This window comes from Streptomonospora litoralis, assembly GCF_004323735.1.
Lineage (GTDB): Bacteria > Actinomycetota > Actinomycetes > Streptosporangiales > Streptosporangiaceae > Streptomonospora > Streptomonospora litoralis.
Map to the genome: position 1 here is coordinate 4,770,730 of NZ_CP036455.1, position 21,183 is coordinate 4,791,912.

Consider the following 21,183-nt stretch of genomic DNA (forward strand, 5'->3'; position numbering starts at 1 on the left):
ATCGCCGACAAGGGTACGTCTGAACGCCGCCGTGCCCGGGGCCCACGCCGCACCGATCTCCGCTAGGCTGGACCGTGCTTGCGGCCTCATAGCTCAGGGGACAGAGCACCACTCTCCTAAAGTGGGTGTCGGAGGTTCGAATCCTCCTGGGGCCACCTCTTGCGGCGGCGTGCGAACCCTCGACAACGCCGCGCACCGAGGAGCCGTCGTTCCTAGAATCGCCGCATGGACGAGCGCACGCTGTATCTCGTGGTGACGGGGGCCGCCGCGCAGCAGGAGAGCGCGGCGGATCTCGCGCGGGCGGCGCGGGGGCGCGGGTGGTCGGTGACGGCGATCTCCTCCCCGATGGGGACCCGCTTCCACGCAGCCGCGGACCTGGCCGATGCCACGGGCGGCGAGGTGCGGGTGGACTTCCGGCACCCCGGTACCGGTGAAAGCTCGGCATGGGCGCCGATGTCCTCTACGATCCCGATTCCCCCGACGGAGAACGCCCGCCACCGTGGAGCCGGGTACTCGACGCCGTCGAGGAGTCCGCGGGCCGCCACTCCGCCGACAGCTGAGGCGTCCGCCGGCTTTCGGACGGCCTCCGCCGACTGGCCGATCGAGCCGCACGGCAGACGGTGCTTGGCGCCGCCCCGGGACGTCGCCGCCCCGATGCGGGCGGCGGACGCACGGTCGGTAAGGTTTCCGGGTCCCTTCCGGGCTCGGCGCGCGATCGCGCCGCACGCCCGCATCCCCCTTACCGTCGGACCGCGGCGGCGGCCCGACGGGCGACCGGACCACGGAGTTCACCATGTCCGAACGACCGCGCTTCACCGCCGGAACCCGCAGCCTCACCTCGACGCTCCTGCACCCTGTGCGCACCGTGTGGCAGATGGCGAACGCCCGCGCCGCGCAGGAGGCGGACCTGCGCGACCTGAACGCCGGGCTTCCCCTGATGGCCACCGCGTTCGTGAAGTCGAACCGACGGTACCGGCAGGGCGCCTTCGTCTTCGACCTCGACGCCTCCGAACCCGTGGTGTGGCGCAAATGGCGCCCCTTCATGCCCTACGGGCCGCCCGTCGCCCTGCGCGGGCCGTTCGAGCTCGGCGGGTTCGGCCCTGCGCCGGCGCAGTACCAGAGCATGCTGCAGACCACGATCCGGGACGCGTCCTCGGTCTGGGAGGTCATGGTGACCGCGGCCGACACCGAACTGGTCGCGGCCGCGCTGGCCGAAGCGGGCAAGGCCCGGGCGGGCGACGAGTCGGGCGCCTGACCTCTTCGCCGGCTGTTGTACGCACCACGTGCCGCTTCACCTTTCGGACACACCGGAACGGGTAGCAGGGGCGCGGACCCGCCGGGTGGTCCCGGCAGGTCCGCGCACGGCTTTTTCGCAGTAGGAGGACGCGGGGAGGTTCGCACCATGGGACGCGTGACAGCGGGAGACGTGGCCGCTCTGGCCATCCGCACCGGACTCGGGGCGACGCTGTTCGCCCACGGCTCGCAGAAGCTCTTCGGCTGGTTCAGCGGCGGGGGGCTGGACGGCACCGCGGGCGGATTCCACGGGATGGGCTACCGCCCGGGCAAGCCGATGGCGACGGCCGCGGGGCTGAGCGAGACCGCGGGTGGCGCGGCGCTCGTCCTCGGGCTGGGCACCCCGGCCGGGGGCGCCGCCGTCGCCGGGACGATGGGCGTGGCCGCCGAGATGCATTCGCCCAACGGCTTCTTCAACCAGCAGGGCGGCCTGGAGTACCCGGCGCTGGTCGGGCTCAGCGCGCTGGCGCTGGTCGCGCAGGGACCCGGGCGCATCTCGCTGGACCAGGTCACCGGGCACGTGCTGGACCGGCCGTGGATGCGCTATGCCGCGATGGCCGCGGTGATCCCGGCCGTGGGGCTGGTGGTCGCCCGCAAGAAGAGTGAACTCGCGAAGGACGCGACCGAGCGGGAGGCCGCCTCCTGACGGCGCGCAGGCGCTCGCGGCCGATCGGATCGCGGCCGGCCGCATCGCCTGGGCGATCGCGTCGGCGGCGCCCCGCCGACCCGCGCGGCTACGACTCGCCGGGGCCGGGGCGGCCGCCCGGCCCCTCTGCATCGCCGGTGCCTTCGCCGCCATCGCGGCCGCCGACCGTGCCGCCCCGCTCAGCGTCGGCGCCGCCGGGCCGGTCCGCGTCGCCTGCCGCCTGTTCAGGGCAGCGCGGTGGTTTCGGCCGCTCCTCGCCGCCGGTCTCTCCCCCTCCGCTCGCGCCTGCGGGTTCGGCTTCGGCCGCACCGGCGCCCGCGCCCGCCTCGCGCGGACGGGTGCGGGAATAGACGAAAGCCCCGGCTCCGCCGGCCAGCCATCCGGCTATCAGCGCGTCGGCGGAAGTGCCCGACGGGACCACCGAGTCGACGGACGTGAACGCCGACGAGGAGCCTTCGACGTACAAATCCTGCACCAGGAGTCCGCCGCTGTACGCCCGCGGCTGCTCGTAGGCGAACCAGCCGAACGAGGATTCGTCGTCCTGCGGGAAAGCCGTCGGCTGGTTGTAGCGCATCAACTCGTTGCCCGTGACCGCAGCGGCGGCCGAACCGAGGGCCGCGGCGAGCACGACGACTCCCCAGCCGAGGACGAACACCGCCGGCAGGCCGCTGCGCGAGTGAATCCCCGGAAGTACTGCGTAGACGGTCAGCCACACCGCCGCGAGCATCACGACGCCCCCGGCCACGCCCGCCAGTGGAAACCGGTATCCCCACTCGAATCCGTAGCCCAGCGTGATCAGCGCCGCGGGGACGAGCACGGCGATGCAGACGGCCTTGCGGCGGTGGGGGGTCATGGCGCAGGACCCGACCGGGCGGCTATGACTGGCCGCATCCGCGCGGCGAGCGCCGCAGCCCCGCCCGCGCGGCGGATCCGAAAGTCCGAAAGCCCCGGGGCCCGCTCGGTATCCGCCGCCTCGGGTCCACGCGCCGCTCGGGGGGACTCCGCCGGATCGGCACACGCACGCGAAGGAACGCACCCGGCCCGCGGTTGCGTCGGAGGGGAGGAAGCAACGCAGATCCGCAAGGAGTGCGAGAAATGCGATCCCCCGATTCCCCTTCCAAGTCGCCGTGCCGTTTGACCTGCACGACGAGCTTCACAGCGGCGATCCTACGATCACCGCCGCCCCGATAGGGGCCGAACGCCGAAATCCGCAGGCGTGCTCGCATTCGGGGCGGGGCCGTGATGAGAAGCGATTCCTCCCGGCTCTGCAGAGCCGGGGCTCCTCGCTAAAATCGGCTGAAGTTCGGCGATCCCCGGAACCTCAGCTTCACCTACGCCGCACCGCCCGCGAACGCCGAGACCATGGACGTCTACGTGGGCGGGCAGCCGCCGGTCACCGACGTCCCGGTGCGGCGATGAGGGGTCGCGGCGAAGCGGTCCTCGTCCTGGCCGCGGTGCTGGCGGTGGGCCCGGCGCTCGTCGGAGCAACCGGCGCACCCGGCGCCGCGGACGTCGGGGCGAGCGGTCGGGCCGCCTCCATCTCGGGACTGGATGCCGAAGGCTCGGTGTCGGCTCTCGACCTGGAGGCCGCGGTGCAACCGCTGCAGAAAGAGGACGTCGAGGGCACCACGACCACCGTGACCGTCGCCGCCGACGTGCTGTTCGAGTTCGACGAGGCCGAACCGACCGACGTGGCAAGCGGCGAGCTGGCCGACATCGCCGACCGGCTGCGCGGTGTCTCCGGTCCCGTGCAGGTGATCGGGCACACCGACGGTCCGGGCGACGACGCATACAACCAGCGGCTATCCGAGCGGCGAGCCGAGGCGGTGCGCGACGTCCTGACGCGAGAGCTGGGCGCCGACGCCCCCGAATTCGAGGTCAGCGGCCGGGGATCCGAGGACCCCGTGGCCGACGAGACCGACGACGAGGGCAACGACCTGCCCTTGGGGCGGGCACAGAACCGCCGCGTGGAGATCGTCTTCGACGGCACTTGACCCGCGCGGCGGCCGCCGCTCCCCCGGCGTCCCGAGCCGCCACCGCCGGACGCGTCCGCGGTGGCGGCCCCGGCGAACCGCCGTCACCCCTTGCGCGCCTCGTCCCTCCCCCGGCAGGCCAGCGCGTCGGCGCGCTCGTTGCCGCTGTCCCCGCTGTGCCCGCGGACCCACTGCCACTCGATCTCGTGGCGGTTCGCGGCGGTGTCCAGGCGCCGCCACAGGTCGGCGTTCTTGACCGGCTGCTTGGCACGGGTCAACCACCCGGCGCGCTTCCATCCGTGGATCCAGGACGTGATGCCGTTGCGCACGTAGGTGCTGTCGGTGTGCAGAACCACCCGCAGCGGGCGCTTGAGCGCCTCCAGCGCCATGATGGCCGCCATCAGCTCCATGCGGTTGTTGGTGGTCCGGGCTTCACCGCCGTAGAGCTCCTTGGCGTACTCGCCGTAGCGCAGCACGACGCCCCACCCGCCCGGGCCGGGGTTTCCCGCGCACGCGCCGTCGGTGTGGATCCGCACCGACTGCTCCGGGCCGGCCTGCTCTCCGCTCGTTCGCACGGCGGGAAATCTACCGCGCCCGGAGAGCGGGGGCGAGCGGGGCGCTCACGCCGCCGCTGCCCGCCCCCGGCCGCTGTACTTCCAGGTCGCGACTATGACGCAGGCGACGGTCACCAGCAGCGCCCAGGCGCCGAACTTCGCCGGGTGTACCAGGTGCCACACGTCGGCCTGGTGGGGATACTCCCACGCGCCCAGGAAGGTCGCGATGTTCTCCGCCACCCACAGGAAGAAGCCGATGAGTACGAACGACAGCGCCAGCGGCATGCGGTAGCGCACCCCGCCCACGGTGAAGCGGACCATGACTCCCCAGGTGGCCGCCACCATGGCGACCGCCAGCAGGACGCGCACGTCCGGCAGCCAGTGGTGGGTGAGGAAGTTGACGTAGATCGCGCCCGCGACGAGCGCCGTGGCCAGCCTGCGGTAGCCGGTGAACTCCAGGTCCAGCCGCCGCCACGCCTGGCAGACGTAGCTGCCTACGGCGGCATAGAGGAACCCGCTGTACAGCGGTACACCGCCGAACTTCGTGACCGCCTCCTCCGGGTAGCTCCACGACCCCATGTGCACCTTGACCAGCTCGAACACCAGCCCCACGACGTGGAATCCGGCGGCCGCGAGCGCCTCCGCGCCGGTCTCCAGCCGGGTGGCCCAGAAGACCGCGGTCAGGGCGATGCCGTAGAGCAGCAGCGCGTCGTAGCGGGCGATCGGCAGCGGCGCAAGGGAGGACACCGCGAGCCCGGCCAGCAGGCACACCGCGAACAGGCACGACAGCGCCTCCTGCCAGGCGAAGCGGAGCAGCTGGGGCGGGGAGAACCAGTCGGCGGCCGCGGCGGGACGCGGCCCCGCACCGGGGGCGGGCGCGGACGAGGGAGTCTCGGCCGCCATGGGTTCCCCTCTCGCCGGTCGCCGGGTGGCCGACCCGCCGCGCGCTGTGTTGGCGCCTTCCGCGACCGGTCGGCGTGTCAGCATGCCACAGGACGCGGTCCCGCCGACCGGTCGGGGCGGGCGGGCCGAGCGCTGCGCTCGGGCACGCCCGGGAGTTGGCGCTCCGGGCGGCGCCGACGGCTAAGCTGGCCGGATCACCCGGCTCCCGGGGCCGATACCGCAGCACTCCCGCACGCATACTCCCGTTAACGATGGGCGGTGACTCACCCGTGGACGGCTGGCCATCCTCCGCCGAGCGGATGATCATCATCCTGGGGTGCCCGAGGTCGGGCACCACCCTGCTGCAGCTGATGCTGCACGCGCACCCGCGGATCGCCATACCGCCGGAGACGCGGTTCACGCTGGACGTCTACCGCCGCCGCGCGGAGTTCGGCGACCTGCGCGAGGCCGCGAACCGGCGCCGGCTCGCCGAGGCGATCACGGGCCCGCGCAACACCCGCTACCGCGATCTGAAGCTGGACCCGCAGGAGACGACGGCCGCCATCGTCGACGGACCGCCCACCGTGGGCTCCGCGGTGGGCACGGTTTTCCGCCAGTACGCGCACCGGTTCGGCAAGCAGCGCTGGGGCGATAAGCGGCCGGGCTACTACCAGGGGATCGAGGAGCTCGCGCGGATGTTCCCCAACGCGCAGTTCGTCCACCTCATCCGCGACGGGCGCGACTGCGTCGGCTCGCTCAAGCAGATGCCGTGGTACAAGCTGGACAGCTACCACGCGGTCTCCACCTGGGCGGAGTCGATCGACTACGGCCGCTCCGCGGCCCGCCGCCTGGGGCCCGGCACCTTCTACGAGCTTCGCTACGAGGATCTGGTCGCCGACCCCCCGCGCGAGCTCTCCGCGCTGTGCGAGTTCCTCGGCGAGGAGTTCGACCCGGTGATGTGCGAGCCGCGCCGCGTGGCCAAGAGCGCCGTGCCCAAGTTCAAGACGTGGCACCAGAACACCCGCCGCGACGTCAACGCCGCCAGCTCGGGCTCCTGGCAGCAGCGGCTGGAACCGTGGGAGGCCGCGCTCGCCGAGACGGTGCTGGGCGGGCGGCTGAAGGCGAACGGCTACGAGTTGTCGGGGGCGCCGCGCGCGTCAGCCGGGCACTTGGCGCGCTACGCGAAGGTGAGCACGAAGCGGCGGCTCGCCCACCGCAAACGCACCTGGCGGGACCGGCTGCGGCGGTTGCGCGAGTCCGACTCCGACGTCGCCGTCGTGACCTCCGACTCCGGCGCCGAGCGCGGCGGGTCGCCGGCGGGCACCGACTCCTGACGCCGACGCCGGGCCGCCGCCCTGCGAGATCCCCGCCGGCGCCGCGGCTCCGCCGCGGCCTCGGCGCCCGCGTCCGCCTCGGTCGACCCGACCGGATGCGGCGCGCGGAGGACGACGGGCCGCTCAGGAGTCGCCGGCGGGGAAACTGCCGGTGTGCACCAGCTCCTCGGCCAGCGTGATCAGCTTCACATTGAGGTTCTGCGAGGCTTTGGCCAGCAGCGAAAACGCCTGCCGGTCGGTGATCTTGTAGCGCTCGACCAGGATGCCGGTCGCCTCGCCGATGCGCTGACGGGTGCGCACGGCCTGCTGCAGGTTGTCGTGCGCTCGCACGTTGGCCAGGGCGACGGCCGCGTGTGCGGCGAGGATCCAGCCGATCTCGTAGGCATCGACACCGAAGGCCCGCGGCTGCGTCGAGTACAGGTTCAGCCCGCCGAGGATGTCGTTGTGGGTGAACAGCTGGAACGAGCACATGCTCCCGACCCCCAGCCGGAGCGCCTGGTCGGTGAACCGGGGCCAGCGCGTCTCCTCCTCGACGGAGTCGACGGAGAACACCTCGCGCACCCAGACGGCTTCGATGCAGGGGCCTTCGCCCGTGCTGTACTGGATCCCGTCGATCTGCTCCACCAGTGGATCTGTCGCGGCGTGGGTGGAGATGCGGCGCCGCTTCTCCACGAGGGAGACCCCGGCGAAGTCGCAGCCGTCGATCTCGCTCACCGCCAGGGCGGTGATCTCCTCCAAGGTGGACTGCACACTGTCGTGCGCCAAGAGGTCCCGCGCGAACTCCGCGAACGCCTTCGCGACCTCCAGCGCCCCTTCGTCGGCGGATTCGGCACCCGGAGCGGGCTGTACCGGCAGGTCCGCAGGCGCGCCCTCCGTACCCCCCGTGCCCTCCGGATCGATCGTCGTGCCTGTCACGTCGTCCTCCCCATCGCATGTGCCGCCGATCGGGCGCCGGGTGCACCGGACCGCGCCGCCCTTCGCCGACCGGCCCCCGGCGGGCCCGTAGTGCCCGCCGCGGACACACGCGCCGCGGGAGCGACAGCGGTGTGGGAGACGAGCGCCCTAGCGAGGCCACGCTGCCGGGCGGCTGTGACACAGAGGCGAGTCGCGGGTCGGCAGCGGATACCCCTGCCGGAACCTCCCGGATTGTCCGTTCCTGTCTACCTTCCACCAGACGCGAAGGGAAGTCTAACTGTAGCGATAGATCGCCCTTACCCCCGATCGCCGCGACGCGGAGCCTCCCTGGAGCGGGCGGTCCGGCGCATGCGGTCTAGACCGGAACCACGAAGCGGCGGCGACCGCGCAGGCAGAAAGCCGGAATCCGCAATTCCGGTGGGCAATACCGGTCCTCGCGCGGCACACGGAAACACCCCCGCGTGAGGAGGGAATTTCCCGTCGCCACGGAGCGGGGCACGGCCTTGACGGGGTGTGGTCTGCCATTTACGGTCATAACCACTCGGCGGACATGAATTCACGCAGGGTTCGGGTCGGCGATCTCCGGAATTCAGCGGACGGCGCCGTTCGCCGCCGAGGGCGGAAATTCCGCGCGCCGTGGAATGCTGCGTCGCACGGGTCCGGGTGGGCGGACACGCCCCGCGGCGCCGTCAGCGCAGTATCCGCGCGGCCACCGGTACCTCCGGCCGGGCACCGGACCGCACGGCGAGGGCCGATCCGGTCCTCCTACCCCGCTCCAGCGACGCTCCGATTAGACGGCATCCTGTCGGCCCCGGGGCGGCGCTGCCCGACACGAAGGACTTCCATGAACCTGAAGAAGGCCACCTTCAACACCGCGGCCGTCGCGGCCGCCACCCCTCTGCTGTTCGCGCTGCTGCCCGCCGCGACGGCCAGCGCGCACGGCTACATCTCCTCGCCGCCGAGCCGCCAGGCCCAGTGCGCGGCGGGCACCGTCGAATGCGGCCAGATCAAGTGGGAGCCGCAGAGCGTCGAGGGCCCCAAGGGGCTGAAGAGCTGCCACGGCGGCAACGGCCGCTTCGCCGAACTCAACGACGACAGCAAGGACTGGGAGGTCACCCCGGTCGGCAGCAGCGTCGACTTCACCTGGTCGCTGACCGCGATGCACGCCACCGCGACGTGGAACTACTACATCGGCGACGACCTGGTCGCCTCGTTCGACGGCGGGGGCGAGCAGCCGCCGTCCACGTTCACCCACAACGTCAACCTGAGCGGCTACAGCGGCGAGCAGAAGATCCTGGCCGTGTGGAACGTCGCCGACACCGCCAACGCGTTCTACTCCTGCGTCGACGTCAACGTCGGCGCCGCCTGAGCGAACCGGCCGCAGTGGCGGAGCGGACCGCGCGGGGGCCGACGGGCCCCGGCGCGGTCCGCCCGCGCGCCGAGCCTTTCCCGAATCCCGGAAATTCGCGGAGTGAAAACCCGGCCCAGAGTGGCGTCCCGCTCGGCGAACCGTCCGCGGAACCGGCTGCGTGAACGGTGTGCCGCATCGCCGTAATCGCACGTCCAGCGCTTTTCCGTGCCTCGCGGACGATTTTTCGCGCCCGCTTCGGCGCGGAATGGGGAATCACATTCCGGTGGTTCCGTCCAGCCTTTCCCGCAGCAGATCGGCGTGCCCGTTGTGCCGGGCGTATTCGGCCATCATCTGCACCAGGACCGTGCGCAGGGACACCTGCGTTCCGGTGCGCCTGCGGACACCGGTGTCCTCCAGCGACGCCGCATCGACGATCCGCCGGGACCACTCGACCTCCCTGCACCATGCGGCCGCCGCCTCGCCCGGCTCCCCGTCGGTGTCGTTGAAGTCGAGGTCTGGATCGTCGTCGGAGTAATGGAGCAGGGGCACCTGCTCATCGGCGAACTGGATGCGGAACTACCAACGCTCGACGTCGGCCATGTGCCGCACGATCCCGTGCAGCGACAGGTTCGAGGGCGGCACGGCGCGCTCGGACAGCCGGGGCGTCGCGACCCCGGCGCACTTGAGCTGCAGCGTCTTCCGGTGCCAGTCCAGAAACGACACGAGAGTCTCGCGCTCGCCGCCCACATCGACCGGGGCGAGGCGCGGATCGTCGGCCAGGCGCGGCGCGTAGGAACCCGGGTCGTCGGTCACGGGGCGCTCCTCGGGTTGTGCGCGATCGGCGCGGCCGGGCGAGGCCGCACCGCCGATCCTGGCACGCGACGCTGACATCGGAGAGGCGGGGCAGAACGGGAACGGCCACGGTTCAGCCTCCGTTCCGTCCGCCGGCGTCGGCGGAAGCGTTTTCGAGCGCCTCCATGCGCCGGATGTTGCGGTACACGATGACCAGCGGGATCGCGCCGAGCACCCCGAATGAGGCGCTGACCAGCATCCACGTCGGCGGGATCTGCCGGATCGGGCCGCAGATCAGCGCGATCGGGACGACACCGGCGCAGGCGATCAGGCCGAACTGCACCACCCACACGTTGCGCACCGGGTCGCGGAGCGGACCATAGAACGCGACCGCGATGGCCAAGTGCGCGAAGGCCAGCCAGTCCGTGCCGTAGAGGACGAAGGGGTGGTGCCGGTCGACGTGCTGCAGACCGCTACTGACCCGCTCGCTCCAGTCGACGAGTCCGGGCAGGAGACCGGGAGCCGGCGAGCCCGGCGCCGACAGCAGCCGGTGCGCCCACTGCGCCTCGGCGACCAGCGGAAACGCGGTCAGGCCGCTGAGGACAAGCCCGACGACGAACACGGTCAGCCAGAACCTGATACGCCGCAGCAGTGCCCGTCGCTCCTCCATGCCGAGCACCCTAGACGAGTGGGGCCGCCGTCGGGAGGAGCGGCGACGGCGGCAGCGGGGTGGGCCCGCGGACACCGGTTCCGGTGCCCGCCGGTGGCGGTGCGTGGCGGAGGGGCAGCTCGGGTCTGCTGGGCGGCCTTGCTGATCTGCCGGGCGACGGGCGGGCTTCACTGGAAAGCGGCGCCGAGGGCGGCGGGCGGTCGGGCCTGCGGCTCACCGGGTCGGGTGTTCGCCGGTGGTGGTGGTCGGCGGGGGCGGCGACGCCGGCGGGGCCGGGCCGGTGGTGGTCGGGGGCGGCGGTCACCGGCCCCGACCCCCGGCCGCGGGTGGTCGAACTCCCGGGGGCGCCGCCCGGTCGTCGGCGGGGCCTGATGCGGGGCGGTCGGCGGTCCTGCGGCCGGATCGGGGTCACGAGATGCACGTACGTGCGGCGGCATCGGCCTCGGCGCCGCCCCGAGGCGCCACCCGCGCATCGTCATTTCGCGACACGAGACAACACGGGGTGTTTTGTCCTCCAATGCCCGAGTTTCCGGTAGGCCCGCCCCCCGCCGCGGCGGCGATGGCGCACGAGGCGCGCCGAATGGCGCGAAAACGCTCCCGGCGTCGACTTTTCGTGCACCTCGTGGTCGCCGCGTCCGCCGACGCCGTCCGCAAAACGGGCATAAACCCCTCAAAAGACCGCCCCATCGGGGGGTGGGGCAACCGGAGGCGACACCGGGGCGCCACGAGCGACGTGTCGTCGCCCCCCGGGCCCTCGATCCGGCGCACCCCCGGGCCGTGCGGGCACCCGCGACCGCGCCACACCGCGCGGCCTCCGGCCTGCGCGGGCCCGGCCGGAACACGGCGGCGCCTCCCAGTCCCGGCGCCCGCGCCCGCTATGTCCGAGGTGCCGGAGTCGGCCGCGGAGGTCGTGGCGATCGCGGCCGAATTCCCAAAGAACGCCGCTGGATCTCGTCATACGGGCACGATCGCCGCGCCGCCCTGCGACTTAACGGGCACGCGAGCGCCTCCCGGCTCCCCGGCCTCCTCGCCGCCCCCGCCGCACGAGCCACCCGCGAGCACCCGAACCGACGACCGCGGGCCCGGCCATCCACCGTCCTCGCTGCGGCTTTCCGGTGAAGTCCGCCCGACACCCGGCAGACCGACAAGGCCGCCCAGCAGACCCGAGCCGCCCCTCCGCCGGCCGCCACCGGCGAGCACCCGAACCGACGACCGCAGGCCCCGGCGGCTACGGCACCGAGTCTCCCCGACCCGGCAACTCCCATTAGGCCGCGCAGCGAAACGGGAATCCGCCGAAGGCGACACAGGGCCGGCCTCCAAGCTGCAAGACCTGACGGTCGGCGTCGGGGCTCCGTCGTCGGCGCCGGCTACCGGCCTCCAGCGGCCTCCGCGCCCCGAGCCGGCGCCGCAGACGGGCGGTCCCCGGAGTCCGGAGGGCTCCGGGGACCGTAGGGGCCGGTGTGCGGCAGAGGCGGGCGGACGGTCTCAGCGGACCACGATCGGGGTGCCGTTGGTGGCGTGGCCGTTGGTCCACAGCCAGTCCATGGCCGGGATGCTGACCCGAACGCAGCCGTGGGAGGCCGGGTAGGGCGGGACCGAGGAGTAGCCGTGCACGGCGATCCCGCCGTTGAAGTAGACGGGCCGGTAGAGGGAGCCCAGCGGGCCGTCGTCCCAGCCGTCGACACGGCGGAAGATGCCGTACTCGCCGGTGGGCGTGACGGCGACCTTGGTTTGCCCCTCGGAGGTGTAGGTCGCCCCCGATCCGGTCGAAGTGTTCAGGATGTGGCGCACTTCGCCGTCGCGGACCACCAGCAGCAGCTGCCGGTCCAAGTCGACCTCGATCACCTCGCCCGAGGAACTGCTCGCCGCGGGGCGCGGCCCCTCGGCCAGCGCCGCCCGGGTGTTGGGACCCACGATCCCGTCGCGCCCGATACCCGCCGCCTTCTGCAGGGCGAAGACGGCCTGGCTGGTGCGGACGTCGAACTCGCCGTCGGCCGGGCCGAGCCAGTAGCCCAGTTCTTTCAGGCGCCGCTCGACCTCGCGCACCTCCGGCCCGGAGTCGCCCCGGCTCAGCAGCGGTTGCTCACCGGACTGCGCCGGGGCGGCCGGAGGCGCCGCAGAGGGGGTCGTCGCCGCGTGCGCCGCCGCGCTCCAGCCGCCAGCGGTCACGGCCGCAAGCGCGACGCAGGCCGCGATCCTCATGCAATGAACACGGATGCCGGACTTGTGTGCTTCCATGCCGGGCTTTTTACCCGCACATGACCCTGACATGACGCTGGGAACACCGGTCGGCACACAGCGCACCCATGTCCGATGGTGCGTATGGGACTTGTGTCGCGGGCTTCGCCATGCGCACAGCGAGAATCGGCGCGGTAAACCTGCCGAGCATGGCCGGATCGCGCCGAATGGTTCCTGTGCCGCGACCACCGTGCCGCGGTCGCCGGAGCGCAGCGCACGAGCCGCCCCGGCGTCCAGGGCGCCCGAGGAAGGGGCGGCCCGCGGCCTGAGCGACAGGGCCGGCGCGATCTAGCGTGGCGGAAAGCTTGCGTAGTACCCCGCGGCCATGTCCTCCTCGCCGTGGCCCGCCTGGGCCGCCCGCAGCATGCGGTTCTCCGACGCCGCCGCCAGGTCCGCGCGCACGCCCGCCTGCTCGGCGGCCTCGCGCACCAGGCGGGCGTCCTTGGCGGCGTTGGTCACCGAGAAGCTGGGCGTGTAGTCCCCGCCCAGAATGACCTCCGCCTTGGCGTGCAGGTATCCGCTGTCCAGCGGGCCGCCCGAGACCAGGTCCAGGAAGGCGCGGGGGTCCGTACCCAGCGCTTCGGCGAGCGCGAGCGCCTCGCCGGTTGCCGAGGTCAGCGCCAGTACCCAGCTGTTGGCGACCAGTTTGAGGCGGCTCGCCGCGCCGATCGCGTCCATGCCCACGGTGCGTGCGCCGATCGCGTCGAAGACGGGTGCGGCGCGCTCACGCGCCCCCTGCGGGCCCGCCGCCAGCACCGTGAGTGCGCCCTGTTCGGCAGGGGCACGCGTGCCCAGTACCGGGGCGTCGACGAACTCCAACTCCAACTGGGCGGCCCGCGCGGCCAGGCCCTCGATGGCCTCGGCCCCCACGGTGGTGGTCTGCACCCAGACCGCGCCGCGGGGCGGCGTGAGACCGGCCATCAGCGAGGCCACCGTGTCTCCGTCGGTGAGCATGGTCACGACGATGTCGGCGTCGGCGACCGCGTCGGCTGCGCTGTCGGCGACGGTGCAGCCGTCCTCGGCCAGCGGCCGGGCCTTGGCAGCGGTGCGGTTCCACACCCGCACGGGCATGCCGGCGGCGGCGATGTTGCGGGCCATGGGCGCACCCATGATCCCGGTGCCCAGGACGGCGACCCGGGGCTGCCCGGCCGGGGACGACATGGATGAAGGCTCCGTTGCGTTCATGCCTGCAAGCTACCGTCCCGAGGGCGTCGGAAAACGTGACCTGCGGCGCTCGGCCGTACCGGGTTCCCGTCGCCGTGTACCTGTGGCCATGTCCGACGCCGGCACTGATCACGACGGCCGGTACAGGACCGGCGTCGGAAGTCGGGGCAGGCCGCCCGCACCGTCCGCCACGCTGCGGACCGCAAGACGGCACGGGTCTCGCGCACCGGCGACCTGGCCTCCTGGTCGGCGCCGTCGCCGGTGGCGCCCGATCCGTCTCTCCGCTCCGGCGAGGGCCGGGAATCGGGCCGGGCAGACTGCGCAGGCGCATCCCATCCGGGTGGTCGATCGAGGTCATGTGGATTCGGTCGGGCGTGAAGCACCGGGCATCCAGGGCCCAATGCCGCACCGCAAGCGGGTGGGCCTGCATGCGGCGCGCGCTTGGCGCGTGCCGCGCACCCGGTCACGTGCTAGAAGGTGGACCGTCCTGCGAGAACCGGCCCGGATGAGGAGTTCCGACGCCCATGCCCCGAGGTCGTACCGGCGGTCGGCGGCGCGCGCGCTTGTGCGCGTGCGTGCTGGCCGCATTCGCCGCCGAGTCCGCATTCTGCGGAGTCGCACACGCCGAGAACTCCGATACACAGCCGCCGGTCGGCGCCCCCGCCGCGGCCGGGCCCGCGCCGACCGACCGGCCGCAGCCGCCCGGCCCGCCGCGGCCGCCCCTCCAAGCGGCGCCGGAACCACCCGCGCCGCCTGAACCACCGCAGCCCCCTCGGCCGCCGCGACCGCACCCGCCCGGCCCTCCCGAGGCGCCCGAGGCGCCCGAGGTGCCCACTCCCCCGTTCCGGCCCGAGTGTCCCGAGCCGCCCGAACCGGTGCCGCCCGAGCCGGACCCTTCGCATCCCCCGGAATCCCCCGAGCCGGAACCGCCGGCGCCGCCCGAGCCTCCGGAGGAGCCGACACCCGAGCCTCCGGAACGCCCCGATCCGCCCGAACCGGCTCCCCCGTCCGCCGAACCACGCCTGCCCGCGCAGCGGGTCGTGCCCGCGACGCCCGTGGCCGCGGTGGCGCCGGAGCCGACGCAGCCGGCTCCGGAACCGCCCGTCCCCGAGGCATCCCCTTCCGAGGAGCCCTCCCCGCCGACCCCCGCGCCGCCGGAGGAGACGGAACTGTTCGCCGGCACCCCGCTGATCGAAGGCCAGGAGCGCAGCGGCCCAGACGGTTTCGCACCGATGCAGATCATGGTGATCGTCGTACTCATCGCCGCATCGGCGGCTGTGGGAGCCTCGGGCGCCCGCCGCTGACGCCTCCGGCCGCCCGCCTTCGGCCCCGCGGCTCCGCAGACCGGCTGATCCGGCTTCGGAGCCGCGACCGCCTCCTCGGCGCTACATGCCGGCGATGGCGGCGTCGATCCGGTCGAAGCCCGCCAGGGCGTCCTGGAAGGCCCCGGAATCGGTGGCCAGGACGCCCGAGTACGGGTTGTCCAGGAAGAGCAGGGCTGTCAGTGTCGCCGCGACGAAGGCCAGGTTCACCAGCGACCAGAAGATCCGAGCGCGTGACTGGCGCACCCCCATGCCGAACGGCAGCACCACCACGGCGAGTCCGCTGACGGCGGTGGCGAGCATGATGAACCGGGGGATCTGGTCGGCCGCGGAATCGGCGCGCTGCACGCGGGACTGCACCAGGTCGGTGACGTTCTGCCGGGCCTGCAGGTTCTCCAGCGCGGACGCCGGGTCGTCGGCGGGCACCTGGTTGACGCTGATGCGCAGGCGGTCGAGCGCCGCGGCCGCGCTCGCGTCGAGCCCGCGCCCCTCGCGCATGGACGGCCAGTCGTCGCGGACGACCAGGCGGACGTAGTCGCGAACGTCGGCCCGCACACGCGCGCCCTCCTCGTCGGGGAACGCGGCGGTGTTCCAGTACAGGGCGGTGGCGTGGCCGGCTTCGTCGACGGCGGAGTCGGCCGCGCCGCGGTTGTTCTCCCAGCCGATGACCAGGCCCATCGCCAGCGCGATGAGGTAGATGGACAGCACGCAGGGGGCGATGAGGATGCCGATGGGGCCTTCGGAGTCGTCGGTGGATATGCCGAATTTGCGTGCTACGACGATTCCGGTGACCAGAAGGAGGGCGAGGACGACGAAAACCACGATGAGGCTGACTGTCATGTCTCTCCTGAAAAGTGATTTCCACGGCTAATCGGACACCGGATCGACGTGATTCCGGTTCGGCGAACGACTTTCCCGATGCGCGGGACGGCTCCTGCTTTACCATGCGATCCCGCGCCACTTCAGCCACTCGCGACTTTTTCCGACACCGCCGATGCACAGGTCTCCGAATCCGGTCGGTGAACAGCGACTGTTCCGGCGCTCTCGAATCGAAGCACCTTGCCGAACGAGAGCCGCGCCACCGGTTTCGGACATCCAGGCACAGGCGGACACGCTCCGATCGCCACCGGATACGGAGCGCGAGAGAAGGACAACGGGACATCGACCTGGCCCCCAGGTGACCGCCCGGCCTAATCGGGACACCGCATCCAGCGATCTCGAATCCGACCCGAGCAACCGGAGAATCCACGGCTTTGCTTTTCTCCGGCGAAAACCACCGATGAACGGTATAGTGGCCCTTTCGGCTCGCCCCGGCCGACATTCTCCGCAGATCGTCCGGGCGCGCGAGCGGAAGCAGCCTTTCGTCCACGCCGCACCGGCGCCGGAGAACATCCGATGGCGCGGTGCCCCGGTGGGGATCGAACCGGGCGGCGGTCCGGTTGCCGGTTGCGCGCGAATCCGATGCGTACACCCGCACCGTCCGCCCCGCATCCCTCCCCGGAGCGCATTCGCAGGCGACGATCCGGCGGGACGGGGCGGCGCCGCGCCGCGGAGTGGAAACCGATCGGATTGGGAGACCTCGACTGTTCGCGACGACCGCACCGGTCGGCGGCCCGCCGCGCCGTCCGGCCCGCCGCTCCTGCCGCCGCGCCGCCGCGTCCGGACGGGGGTGCGCGCGTGGCTGAGGCACCGGGCATGACGCACCAGGCCTGCGTCTACGGCTCCGACGCCGAGTTCCTGGAGACGGCGCTGCCCTTTCTCCGGCGCGGTGTGGAACGCGGCGAACCCGTGCTCGCCGCCACCAGCGCAGCCAACATCGCGATGCTGAAACGGGACCTCGGTCGGCACGCGCACGGCGTCGACTACGTGGAGTCGGTGGCCTTCGGCCGCCGTCCGCCCGAGCGGCTCATCGCCATCGACCAGTACTGGCGCAAGCGCGCCCGTACCGGCGAGGGACGGATCCGGATCCTGGCCGAGCCGGTGTGGTCGGGCCGCTCGGAGCGCGAGATCGCCGCCTGGACCCATATGGAGTCGAGCATGACCCTGCTCTTCGGCGCCACCAACATCTGGATGGTCTGCCCCTACGACACGCGGCTGGTACCGCCCCGCATCGTCGCCGACGCACGGCGCACGCACCCCGAACTGGTCCTGGGCCGCGCATCCCGGGCCAGCCGCACGTTCGTCGAGCCCTCGGTGTTCACCGCCGACGGCGCCGTCTCCGGCTCGGTCCCCGCCAACCTCTCCGGCGGCCGCTTCACCCCCGCCGACCTCCCGCGCCTGCGCGAAGACGCGCTGGCCTACGCCGGCCGGCTCTCCGTCCCCCGCTCCCGCGCGCTCGACCTCGCCCTCGCCGTCAACGAAGTGGCGGCCAACGCGGTTGAGCACGGCGGCGGCACCGGCAGCCTGTGGTTCTGGACCGAGGACGACGAGCTGATCTGCGAGATCGTCGACGACGCCGCCTGCGGAGGCGTGCCCCCGTTCGCCGGATGCCCGCCGGCGCTCGACGAGCGCGGCGGCGGCCTGTGGGTGGTGCGCCAGTTGTGCGACCGCGTGCATCCGAGGTCCGTCGAGGGCCGCAGCGTGGTCCGGCTGCACCTGCTCGTCCGCGGCTGATCCGCGCCGCCGTGCACGTCAGGCGGCGGCCGCGGCGCGGCGGCCCACTCCACCCGCCCCGCTGCGCGCGTCGAACCGCGCCCACCCATTGCGCCGAGAGTGTGAGACGCGTAACATCCACAGCTAATCGAAGCGGTTCGATACGCGTCTGGAGCAAGGAGGCCGGTGTGCGCATATCCGACGTCGCCCGACACGCCGGGGTTTCGCCCAGCACCGTCTCCTATGTTCTCAGCGGCAAGCGGTCGATCTCCGCGGCCACCCGCGAGCGGGTGCTGGAGAGCATCGCTGTCCTCGGCTACCAGCCGCACGCCGGCGCCCGCGCCCTGGCGAGCAACCGCTCCAACGTCATCGCCCTGGTTATCCCGCTGCGCCCGGGCATCCACGTCCCCGTCGCCATGCAGTTCGCGGTATCGGTGGTCACCAGCGCCCGCGACCGCGAGCACGACGTCCTGCTACTCACCCAGGCCGAGGGCGAGGGCGGCCTGCGCCGCGTCGCCGGCACCTCGATGGTCGACGGCATCATCGTCATGGACGTCGAGGTGGACGACGCCCGCATCCCGGCACTGCGCGCCCTGTCGCATCCCTCGGTACTCATCGGCGTTCCGGCCGATACATCGGGCCTGACATGCATCGACCTGGACTTCGAGGCGGCCGGGCGGGCGTGCGTGGCGCACCTGGCCGCGCTCGGCCACCGCGAGGTCGCGCTGATCGGGCAGCCGCCCTCGGTCTACGAGCGGCGCACCGGCTTCGCCGAACGCACGGTCGCGGGCTTCGAAGCGGAGGCGCGCGAGCGCGGCGTCGAGTCAGCGGTGGTGCCCTGCGACGCCGGCCAGGCCGCGGTCACCGCCACCGTCACCGAACTCCTGCGCGAGCGCCCCCGGCTGACCGGCATCGTCGTGCACAACGAGCCGGTGCTGCCCACGCTGCTGGAGGCCGTGCGCGGGCTGGGGCGCGAGGTCCCCGCCGACCTGTCCGTCGTGGCCATCGCGCCCGACGACCTCGCCACCGAGGTCTCGCCGCCGCTCACGTCGGTCAGCCTGCCCGCCGAGGAGGTGGGCGGGCGCGCCGTCTCCCTGCTCATGGACAAGCTGGACGCCATCGACCCGCCGGAAGTGACACTCCTTCCGCCGCGTCTCGTGCCGCGGGCGAGCGCCGCCGCTCGACCCGCCCTGTTCTGACCGCTCCCGAACTCCATCCGCGCCGGCCCTGAGCCCGGCAGCAGTGCTCCCGTTCCGTTCCCCACCCCCGACCCCGTTCCACCATGTCAGCGCAATCGAAGCGCTTCGACACCCCCCGTTAAGGAGCGCCCCATGACATCGCCCACCACCCGCCGCGCGTACATCCTGCGCGGTTCCTCCGCCCTCGTCGCCGCCGGCCTGCTCACCCTGACCTCCGCCTGCGCAGGCGGAGGCGGGAGCGAGGAGGTCACCTCGCTCACGGCCATGGACTACAACCTCGCCGAACCGCAGAACGGCACCACCAAGAAGATGCTCCAGCAGTGCGGCGAGCAGGCCGGCGTGGAGATCAACCGCAACGCGCTGCCGCGCGACCAGCTGATGCCGCGCCTGCTGCAGGGCGCCTCCCAGCAGGAGCTGCCCGACCTGATGCTGCTCGACAACCCCAACCTGCCGCAGATCGCGGCCACCGGCGCGCTGCTCCCGCTGGAGGAGGCCGGGTTCGACACCGAGGGCTACTACGACAGTGTCCTGAAAGTCGGCACCCACGAGGACACCCTGTACGGCCTCGCAGCGGGCGTGAACGGCCTGGCCCTGTTCACCGACACCGCCAAGCTGGAGGAGGCCGGCGTGGAGCCGCCCCAGACGTGGGACGAACTGCGTGACGCCGCGAAGAAGCTGACGCAGGGCGACACCAACGGCTTCGCCTTCTCCGCCATCGGCCACGAGGAGGGCACCTGGACCTTCGAACCGTTCCTGTGGAGCAACGGCGCCACGCTCACCGAACTGGACTCCCCCGAGGCCGTCGAGGCGCTGCAGCTGTGGTCGGACATGGTCGAGGAGGGCTCGGTCTCGCAGTCGGTCGTCAACTGGTCGCAGGCCGACGTCAACGACCAGTTCCTCGGCGGGCGCGCCGCCATGATGATCAACGGCTCCTGGCAGATCCCGGTGCTCGACGAGCAGGACGTGGACTACGAGGTCGTGCCGCTGCCGGTGCCCGAGGCGGGCGCCGACCCGGCCACCCCCATGGGCGGCGAGGTCTGGGCGATCGCCCGCAACGGCGAGGAGCGCGAGCAGAAGGCGGTCGAGGTGCTGCAGTGCCTGCTCAACGAGCCGAACATGCGCGAGTGGGCCGAGCTGAACGCCTATGTGCCCGCCAAGGAGGGCCTTGCGCAGCAGGTCGCCGAGGAGAACCCGCAGATGGCGCCGTTCGTGGAGTCGGTGCCCACCGCGCGGTCGCGCACCGCGAAGCTGGGTGAGCAGTACCCCGACGTCTCCAGCGCCATCGCCGACGCGATTCAGCAGGCCCTCGCCGGATCGGGATCGGCCGAGGAGGCGCTGAGCCAGGCCCAGCAGGCCGTTCCGGAGTCCTGATGCTCGCCCGCATCGGCTTCCTGGCACCCATCCTCGTCTTCCTGGCCGCCTTCTTCGGCTACCCGCTGGTCGCCAACTTCACGATGGCCTTGCGGGAGTACACCGCCGCGTCGTTCTACACCGGCGAAGCGCCCTTCGTGGGGTTCGCGAACTACGCGACGGTGCTGGGCGACCCGGTCTTCGGCACGGCGCTGTTCAACACCGCGGTGTTCACGGTGGCCTCGCTGGCGTTCCAGTTCGGGATCGGGTTGGCGCTGGCGGTCTTCTTCCAGCGCCACTTCCCGCTGAACGGCGTGCTGCGCTCGATGCTGCTGATCCCGTGGCTGCTGCCGCTGGTCGTCTCCGGCACGGTGTGGCGGTGGATCTTCGACCAGGAGTACGGGGTCCTCAACCAGACGCTTCTGGGGTTGGGGCTGATCGACGCCGGCATTCCGTGGCTGTCGAGCACGGCGATGGCGCTGCCCTCGGTCACCGTGGCCAACATCTGGGTCGGGATCCCGTTCAACATGGTCATCCTCTACGGCGGCCTGCAGAGTATCCCGGCCCACCTGTACGAAGCCGCGTCGCTGGACGGCGCCGGACCCTGGCAGCGGTTCCGGCACGTCACCTGGCCGCTGCTGCGCCCGGTGAGCGCGGTGGTGCTGATGCTCGGGCTCGTCTACACGCTAAAGGTCTTCGACGTGATCATGGTCCTCACCCAGGGCGGCCCGGCCAACGCCACCCAGACCCTGACGACCTGGTCCTACTCGCTGTCCTTCCAGGAGTTGGACTTCGGCCTCGGCGCGGCCGTGGGCAACCTGCTGATCGTCATCGCGCTCGTGTTCGCGCTGTTCTACCTGCGCGGGCTGCGCAGCTCGGCGGGCGCACCCACGCGAGAGAGGAGGTAG

General features: G+C 72.4%; 18 protein-coding genes, 1 tRNA gene and 1 pseudogene. 11 read left to right on the forward strand and 9 right to left on the reverse strand.

The window, feature by feature from the left end; translation table 11 throughout:
* Nucleotides 1-82 precede the first annotated feature (82 nt).
* From EKD16_RS20060 to EKD16_RS20070, 3 genes are all read left to right on the forward strand, one after another.
* Nucleotides 83-155: transfer RNA gene (locus EKD16_RS20060), tRNA-Arg, on the forward strand.
* Nucleotides 156-793: 638 nt separating this feature from the next.
* Entirely contained in the window at nt 794-1,255 is a 462-nt protein-coding gene (locus tag EKD16_RS20065; RefSeq protein WP_131100237.1) for a hypothetical protein, read from the forward strand.
* 147 nt (nt 1,256-1,402) lie between these two features.
* The gene (locus tag EKD16_RS20070) at nt 1,403-1,939 is read left to right on the forward strand and encodes a DoxX family protein (protein WP_131100240.1); all 537 of its coding nucleotides are present in this window, start codon (nt 1,403-1,405) and stop codon (nt 1,937-1,939) included.
* A gap of 88 nt (nt 1,940-2,027) precedes the next feature.
* Here EKD16_RS20070 and EKD16_RS20075 read toward each other — a convergent pair whose 3' ends face one another.
* Complete coding sequence (locus EKD16_RS20075) at nt 2,028-2,792, reverse strand: hypothetical protein (RefSeq protein WP_131100243.1); 765 nt, start codon at nt 2,790-2,792, stop codon at nt 2,028-2,030.
* A gap of 562 nt (nt 2,793-3,354) precedes the next feature.
* On the opposite strand from EKD16_RS20075, the gene EKD16_RS20080 reads away from it, so the two are divergent.
* Nucleotides 3,355-3,933, forward strand: coding sequence for an OmpA family protein (locus EKD16_RS20080; RefSeq protein WP_131100246.1), 579 nt, complete (start codon nt 3,355-3,357; stop codon nt 3,931-3,933).
* A gap of 83 nt (nt 3,934-4,016) precedes the next feature.
* On the opposite strand, the gene rnhA is transcribed toward EKD16_RS20080, so the two are convergent.
* Both rnhA and EKD16_RS20090 read right to left on the reverse strand, forming a co-directional pair.
* Nucleotides 4,017-4,487 (reverse strand): ribonuclease HI, encoded by a 471-nt coding sequence (gene rnhA / locus EKD16_RS20085; RefSeq protein WP_131100248.1) that lies wholly within the window; start codon nt 4,485-4,487, stop codon nt 4,017-4,019.
* 45 nt (nt 4,488-4,532) lie between these two features.
* The gene (locus EKD16_RS20090; protein WP_131100251.1) at nt 4,533-5,369 is read right to left on the reverse strand and encodes a DUF817 domain-containing protein; all 837 of its coding nucleotides are present in this window, start codon (nt 5,367-5,369) and stop codon (nt 4,533-4,535) included.
* 251 nt (nt 5,370-5,620) lie between these two features.
* Between EKD16_RS20090 and EKD16_RS20095 the strand changes: the two genes are divergently transcribed.
* Complete coding sequence (locus EKD16_RS20095) at nt 5,621-6,682, forward strand: sulfotransferase family protein (RefSeq protein ID WP_131100254.1); 1,062 nt, start codon at nt 5,621-5,623, stop codon at nt 6,680-6,682.
* Nucleotides 6,683-6,805: 123 nt separating this feature from the next.
* Here the strand turns inward: EKD16_RS20095 and EKD16_RS20100 are convergent, their stop codons facing one another.
* On the reverse strand, nt 6,806-7,597 hold the full coding sequence (locus EKD16_RS20100; RefSeq protein WP_207391360.1) for a GAF and ANTAR domain-containing protein: 792 nt from the start codon (nt 7,595-7,597) through the stop codon (nt 6,806-6,808).
* An 844-nt stretch (nt 7,598-8,441) separates the two neighbouring features.
* Here EKD16_RS20100 and EKD16_RS20105 point away from each other — a divergent pair.
* Nucleotides 8,442-8,966: a lytic polysaccharide monooxygenase auxiliary activity family 9 protein gene (locus EKD16_RS20105; protein WP_131100257.1), complete on the forward strand. Its 525-nt coding sequence runs from the start codon at nt 8,442-8,444 to the stop codon at nt 8,964-8,966.
* A gap of 255 nt (nt 8,967-9,221) precedes the next feature.
* Here EKD16_RS20105 and EKD16_RS20110 read toward each other — a convergent pair.
* The 4 genes and pseudogenes from EKD16_RS20110 to EKD16_RS20125 form a co-directional block, all read right to left on the reverse strand.
* A pseudogene (locus tag EKD16_RS20110) lies at nt 9,222-9,839 on the reverse strand (DinB family protein).
* A gap of 34 nt (nt 9,840-9,873) precedes the next feature.
* A complete protein-coding gene (locus tag EKD16_RS20115) occupies nt 9,874-10,410 on the reverse strand; it encodes a hypothetical protein (RefSeq protein ID WP_131100260.1) in 537 nt (178 codons plus the stop codon).
* A 1,485-nt stretch (nt 10,411-11,895) separates the two neighbouring features.
* Entirely contained in the window at nt 11,896-12,648 is a 753-nt protein-coding gene (locus EKD16_RS20120) for a L,D-transpeptidase family protein (protein ID WP_242677080.1), read from the reverse strand.
* A gap of 288 nt (nt 12,649-12,936) precedes the next feature.
* Nucleotides 12,937-13,833, reverse strand: a complete 897-nt coding sequence (locus tag EKD16_RS20125; RefSeq protein ID WP_242677081.1) for an NAD(P)-dependent oxidoreductase — start codon at nt 13,831-13,833, stop codon at nt 12,937-12,939.
* A gap of 1,019 nt (nt 13,834-14,852) precedes the next feature.
* Here EKD16_RS20125 and EKD16_RS20130 point away from each other — a divergent pair.
* The gene (locus EKD16_RS20130; protein ID WP_131100263.1) at nt 14,853-15,116 is read left to right on the forward strand and encodes a hypothetical protein; all 264 of its coding nucleotides are present in this window, start codon (nt 14,853-14,855) and stop codon (nt 15,114-15,116) included.
* A gap of 81 nt (nt 15,117-15,197) precedes the next feature.
* Here EKD16_RS20130 and EKD16_RS20135 read toward each other — a convergent pair whose 3' ends face one another.
* The gene (locus EKD16_RS20135; protein WP_131100266.1) at nt 15,198-15,974 is read right to left on the reverse strand and encodes a bestrophin-like domain; all 777 of its coding nucleotides are present in this window, start codon (nt 15,972-15,974) and stop codon (nt 15,198-15,200) included.
* Nucleotides 15,975-16,811: 837 nt separating this feature from the next.
* Here EKD16_RS20135 and EKD16_RS20140 point away from each other — a divergent pair.
* The 4 genes from EKD16_RS20140 (at nt 16,812) to EKD16_RS20155 (ending at nt 21,183) form a co-directional block, all read left to right on the forward strand.
* Entirely contained in the window at nt 16,812-17,747 is a 936-nt protein-coding gene (locus EKD16_RS20140; RefSeq protein WP_165498622.1) for a sensor histidine kinase, read from the forward strand.
* 167 nt (nt 17,748-17,914) lie between these two features.
* Nucleotides 17,915-18,925, forward strand: a complete 1,011-nt coding sequence (locus EKD16_RS20145) for a LacI family DNA-binding transcriptional regulator (RefSeq protein ID WP_165498458.1) — start codon at nt 17,915-17,917, stop codon at nt 18,923-18,925.
* A gap of 132 nt (nt 18,926-19,057) precedes the next feature.
* Nucleotides 19,058-20,296, forward strand: coding sequence for a sugar ABC transporter substrate-binding protein (locus EKD16_RS20150; protein WP_131100276.1), 1,239 nt, complete (start codon nt 19,058-19,060; stop codon nt 20,294-20,296).
* Nucleotides 20,296-21,183, forward strand: a complete 888-nt coding sequence (locus tag EKD16_RS20155; RefSeq protein ID WP_131100279.1) for a carbohydrate ABC transporter permease — start codon at nt 20,296-20,298, stop codon at nt 21,181-21,183. Before EKD16_RS20150 ends, EKD16_RS20155 begins: the two co-directional genes overlap by 1 nt.

Excerpts from the sequence above, each read along its gene's own strand:
- EKD16_RS20065 (WP_131100237.1), top strand. The coding sequence starts at position 794 with ATGTCCGAACGACCGCGCTTCACCGCCGGAACCCGCAGCCTCACCTCG.
- EKD16_RS20080 (WP_131100246.1), top strand. The coding sequence starts at position 3,355 with ATGAGGGGTCGCGGCGAAGCGGTCCTCGTCCTGGCCGCGGTGCTGGCG.
- EKD16_RS20105 (WP_131100257.1), top strand. The coding sequence starts at position 8,442 with ATGAACCTGAAGAAGGCCACCTTCAACACCGCGGCCGTCGCGGCCGCC.
- EKD16_RS20115 (WP_131100260.1), bottom strand. The coding sequence starts at position 10,410 with ATGGAGGAGCGACGGGCACTGCTGCGGCGTATCAGGTTCTGGCTGACC.
- EKD16_RS20150 (WP_131100276.1), top strand. The coding sequence starts at position 19,058 with ATGACATCGCCCACCACCCGCCGCGCGTACATCCTGCGCGGTTCCTCC.
- EKD16_RS20155 (WP_131100279.1), top strand. The coding sequence starts at position 20,296 with ATGCTCGCCCGCATCGGCTTCCTGGCACCCATCCTCGTCTTCCTGGCC.
- EKD16_RS20070 (WP_131100240.1), top strand. The coding sequence starts at position 1,403 with ATGGGACGCGTGACAGCGGGAGACGTGGCCGCTCTGGCCATCCGCACC.
- EKD16_RS20090 (WP_131100251.1), bottom strand. The coding sequence starts at position 5,369 with ATGGCGGCCGAGACTCCCTCGTCCGCGCCCGCCCCCGGTGCGGGGCCG.
- EKD16_RS20125 (WP_242677081.1), bottom strand. The coding sequence starts at position 13,833 with ATGAACGCAACGGAGCCTTCATCCATGTCGTCCCCGGCCGGGCAGCCC.
- EKD16_RS20095 (WP_131100254.1), top strand. The coding sequence starts at position 5,621 with ATGGGCGGTGACTCACCCGTGGACGGCTGGCCATCCTCCGCCGAGCGG.
- EKD16_RS20075 (WP_131100243.1), bottom strand. The coding sequence starts at position 2,792 with ATGACCCCCCACCGCCGCAAGGCCGTCTGCATCGCCGTGCTCGTCCCC.
- EKD16_RS20135 (WP_131100266.1), bottom strand. The coding sequence starts at position 15,974 with ATGACAGTCAGCCTCATCGTGGTTTTCGTCGTCCTCGCCCTCCTTCTG.
- EKD16_RS20120 (WP_242677080.1), bottom strand. The coding sequence starts at position 12,648 with ATGGAAGCACACAAGTCCGGCATCCGTGTTCATTGCATGAGGATCGCG.